At 43.5% G+C, this 4,396-nt stretch carries 5 protein-coding genes and 1 pseudogene; all 6 read left to right on the forward strand.

The features are described from left to right. The coding region (locus tag Phpb_RS27135) for an HlyD family type I secretion periplasmic adaptor subunit (protein WP_240492647.1) at positions 1 to 904 on the forward strand (904 nt) is incomplete at its 5' end. Positions 905 to 1,013: 109 nt separating this feature from the next. Next, the gene (locus Phpb_RS21355; RefSeq protein WP_065392125.1) at positions 1,014 to 1,544 is read left to right on the forward strand and encodes a DUF5625 family protein; all 531 of its coding nucleotides are present in this window, start codon (positions 1,014 to 1,016) and stop codon (positions 1,542 to 1,544) included. A 48-nt stretch (positions 1,545 to 1,592) separates the two neighbouring features. After that, positions 1,593 to 2,111, forward strand: coding sequence for a DUF5625 family protein (locus Phpb_RS21360; RefSeq protein WP_065392126.1), 519 nt, complete (start codon positions 1,593 to 1,595; stop codon positions 2,109 to 2,111). A 150-nt stretch (positions 2,112 to 2,261) separates the two neighbouring features. Beyond that, on the forward strand, positions 2,262 to 2,783 hold the full coding sequence (locus Phpb_RS21365; protein ID WP_065392130.1) for a DUF5625 family protein: 522 nt from the start codon (positions 2,262 to 2,264) through the stop codon (positions 2,781 to 2,783). A gap of 48 nt (positions 2,784 to 2,831) precedes the next feature. Beyond that, positions 2,832 to 3,359 carry a DUF5625 family protein gene (locus Phpb_RS21370; protein WP_065392127.1) on the forward strand — a complete coding sequence of 176 codons (528 nt, stop codon included), beginning with the start codon at positions 2,832 to 2,834 and terminating at the stop codon, positions 3,357 to 3,359. Between the two features lie 34 nt (positions 3,360 to 3,393). Further along, positions 3,394 to 4,396, forward strand: a pseudogene (locus Phpb_RS27140) (S8 family serine peptidase); the annotation flags it as partial.

Genomic DNA, 4,396 nt, shown 5'->3' on the forward strand with positions numbered 1-4,396 from the left:
TGCCAGCCCTGAGCAGGTGCTCAGTGCCCAACGCTGGCTTCAAGGACAATATCAGGAATACCGCAGCAACCTGGAGTTGGTGGACGCGGAAATTCTCCAACGCAGCGCCGAAATCCAGTCAGCCCAATCTCAGGTGGCTAGCCTGCGAAAAACGCTGCCGATTGCTACACAATTGGCCGAGGATTACCAACGATTACTGACGAAACAGTATGTGTCGCGGCATGAATATCTGGAGAAAGAGCAGACGCGACTGGATCTGCAACGCCAGTTAAGCGTACAACAGGCCAGTGTCTTGCAGTACACCGCCGCTCAGGACGAGGCGCGGCGTCGGCGTGAAACTGTTGTCGCGCAAAATCGTCGCGCCATGCTCGACCTGCAACAGGAAGCCAACAAAAAAGCGGCGACCTTGATTCAGGAGCTGGCGAAGGCCCGTTACCAGGAAACTCTGACCAGTCTTAAAGCCCCGGTGGCCGGCACAGTTCAACAACTTGCTATCCATACCGTTGGCGGCGTGGTGACACCCGCTCAGCCGCTGATGGTCATCGTCCCCGCGGACCAACCGGTAGAAGTGGAGGCCATGTTGGAAAACAAGGACGTGGGTTTCGTCCATGTTGGTCAACCGGTCACCGTCAAAGTGGAAACCTTCACTTTCACCAAGTATGGCACCGTTGACGGCGAAGTGCTGAACGTATCGAACGACGCCATCGAGGACGAAAAGCGTGGACTCATTTATAGCAGCCGGATTCGCTTGAAGTCTGATCACGTGCTGGTCAATGGTCAGCGAGTCCCACTGTCTCCGGGTATGTCGATCACGGCAGAGATAAAAACCGATCAACGTCGCGTGATCGATTATTTCTTGAGCCCATTGCAGCAGCATCTGGATGAAAGTTTGAGAGAGCGGTAGGTTATGAGGGCAGCTCTGTGAACTCGGCTCGCCATACTCACCGTTTTCCGGGTTTGAGATAAATGACCGTTAATGTTTTTGGCAGCCTTACTTTATTTGGAGTGATGAAATGAAAGTATTACGTATACACGAAAGGTTCAAAAACTGGCGCAATATGATTATTTTCATGAGCTGTACTTTGTTAATGGCATGCTCTAATTACATTGATACTATATATAAACCGATTGATGTGTCGCATGCTGGGAAATCCGTCGAGATTAATTTTGAACTCAGCAAGCGCAAAGCTGGTAATTATCAGTTTGCCCTGCTATTTGCCAATGGGGATGATTTTGCTGAAATGCAAAGGCGGGATAAGTTGTTCGGAAATATTGATAAGGATGGGGTTGCTGTCCCCGTTTCGCTTCGTCTGGTTAAAGACGGTAAGGTTTTTTTTGATAAGGAAATAAATACGGTGGGAAGCGAAGGAATACAATCCTTTTATTACAATGAGAGAAGGATAAATACGACGGTGCGCGATATTAAAACACTTGTATTACCCCCCGGACGTTATTCTGTTGTCATTACCACTTTGGAGGATGTCCCCGCTTTTAATGGCATTGAGAGTTTTGTTGAGTTCACTTATTACAATCCGAAGATTTAAAATGATATTGGTGTAAACAAAGAAAATATCAAAATTTGGAGTGGCGAAATGAAAGTATTACGGGTACACGAAAGGTTCAAAAACTGGCAAAACATTATTATTTTTATGAGCTGCGCCTTATTAATAGCCTGCTCTAAGCCCATTGATATATACAAACCGATTGACGTATCGAAGTCTGGTCAATCAGTCAAAATTGATTTTGAGATCAGCAAGGTTAGAGATTATCAGTTTGCTCTACTGTTTGCTGCTGGGGATGGTCATGATGAAATGGAAAGGCGATTTAAGTTGTTCGGGGATATTGGTAAGGATGGGGTTGTTATTCCCGTTTTGCTTCGTTTGGTTAAAGACGGTCAGGTTCTTTTTGACGGGGAAATAAAAACGCTGGGGACTGGTTGGGAACATACCATTCATTATAAAAAGAGAAAGATAAATACGGCAGTGCGCGATATTGAAATATTTAAGTTACCCCTTGGACGTTACTCTGCGGTAATTACCACCCTGGAGGATGTGCCTGCTTTTCATGGCATTGAGAGTTTTGTACAGCTCACGCATTTTCCGAATGTTTAAAATAGTATCAGTATATACCACATAAATTTCAAGTTGCAGCTCGCAAGATGAAAGTTGCTTATTATTTCCCTGAACTACGGAGAGATAATAAATGCATATTCAGGTATGACAAGTATAAACAAAGGAAATATCAAAATTTGGAGTGACGTAATGAACGTATTACAAGTACACGAAAAGTTCAAAAAATGGTACAAGATGATTATTTTTTTTAGTTGTGCCTGGTTGGCGGCTTGCTCTGAGCCCATTGATATATATAGGCCGATTGATGTGACGCAATCTGATCAATCAGTCAAGATTGATTTTGAAATCAGTAAGATTGGAGATTATCAGTTTGCCCTGATGTTTGCTACTGGGCGTGGTCATGATGAAATGGACAGGAGATTTAAGTTGTACGGGGATATTAATCACGATGGGGTTGCCATTCCCGTTTCGCTTCTTCTGGTTAAAAACGGCGAGGTTTTTTTTGACGAGAAAATAAACGTAGGGGAATGCTGTTGGGGGCGAACCGTCTATTACAAAGCAAGAAGGATAAATACGGCAGTGCGCAATATTAAAATACTTGAGTTACCCCCCGGACGTTACTCTGCTGTCATTACCACCTTGGAGGATGTCCCTGCTTTTAATGGCATAGAGAGTTTTGTCGAGTTCACATATTTTAATCCGAAGATTTAAAATGGTATCAGTATAAACAAAGGAAATATCAAAATTTGGAGTGACAAAATGAAAGTATTACGTATACACGAAAGGTTTAAAAACTGGCGAAATATTATTGTTTTTATGAGTTTTACCTTATTAATGGCATGTTCTAAGCACATTGATACTATATATAAGCCGATTGATGTGTCGCATTCGGGGCAATCCATCGAGATTAATTTTGAACTCAGTAAGAGAAAGGCTGGGGATTATCAGTTTGCTCTGCTGTTTGATAAAGGGGATGATGATGAAATGAAAAGGCGGCTTGAATTATTCGGTTATATTGATAAGGAAGGAGTGATAACCCCCGTTTCGCTTCATTTGGTTAGAAACGGCGAGGTTTTTTTTGACGAGAAAATAAATGCAGGGGGACGTAGCTGGGGACGTAGCTTCGATTACGAAGGGAGAAGGATAACTACGGCTGTGCGAGAAATTAAAACACTTTCGTTACCTCCCGGACGTTACTCTGCGGTAATTACCACCCTGGAGGATGTGCCTGCTTTTAATGGCATTCAGAGTTTTGTACAGCTCATATATTTTAATCCGAAGATTTAAAATGGTATCAGTATAAACAAAGGAAATATCAAAGATGGCAAAGAGCTATACCGTAACCTATAAAGTTGCTCCGATGGGGGCTAAATATGTTTATCAAGCCGATAAGAATGAGCATAAAGCGGGAGATGTACATTCTTCATCCGGCGGTCATATGTGGTATGTTTTAAGTGACGGGAACGGAAATGAAAAAAGTTATGGTTTCGAGTCAGTGTATGACGAAATGTCTGGTGAAGGGCAAATAACTCCTCATGATAATGCCGCCTACCAACAGACCTCTTATGAAGTTACCGTGTCCTTAACTGAAGATCAGTACAACAAGTTAAGCAAATTTTCAGAAAAACCAAAGCCAGAAGAATTTGATGCTATGCGTTACAGATTGCTCACCAACAGTTGCGTGGATTTCGTGTTTGCATCATTAAAAGTCATTGGATACAGTCGTAAAGATTTTTTTGGATTCAGTCGTAAAGATTTTCAAGGAGATCTGTGGCCTAATAATAATGTTGATGATTTGCAGAAGATGTTTACTAAGCATGGATCTCAAATCATTCGTGACAACCTGACTCGTCATGGTGAGTATTATGAAGAAAAAGGCGGCATGCAATGTTTATGGCTTACCTCGGAGGATATGCGTACCCGCCCACTGGGGACAAATTTGATTAACATTGATATCAAGCCCTCGCCACAACCCCAGCGGCAGATTCAGGGAGAAAGTAAGGCTCAGCAGGATGTCACCAACGGTTATATCCAAAATTCAGCGACCCATAAAATATTCACCCTCGCGGGCATTCTCAATAAAACCGATTTCGCTTCAACACAGATGGCTAGCCTTGCCACAGGCGGCATTCGTCCCGGTGAAATGCAGCTCGACCCTAATGTCCGGCCTAACGCCTATTTGTCACAGTTCTACCTCGACCTGACCTTGAACAGCAATAAACAGGATACCAGCCTGCGCAATGCCGTGACGTTGAACGGCTTGTCGGCGATGACAACGTTTAACACTTATGTTGACCCGCTGTTATTGGATCTGAGCGGCAATG

The sequence above is a fragment of the Photorhabdus namnaonensis genome, assembly GCF_001684335.1.
In the GTDB taxonomy this organism is placed as follows: Bacteria; Pseudomonadota; Gammaproteobacteria; order Enterobacterales; family Enterobacteriaceae; genus Photorhabdus; species Photorhabdus namnaonensis.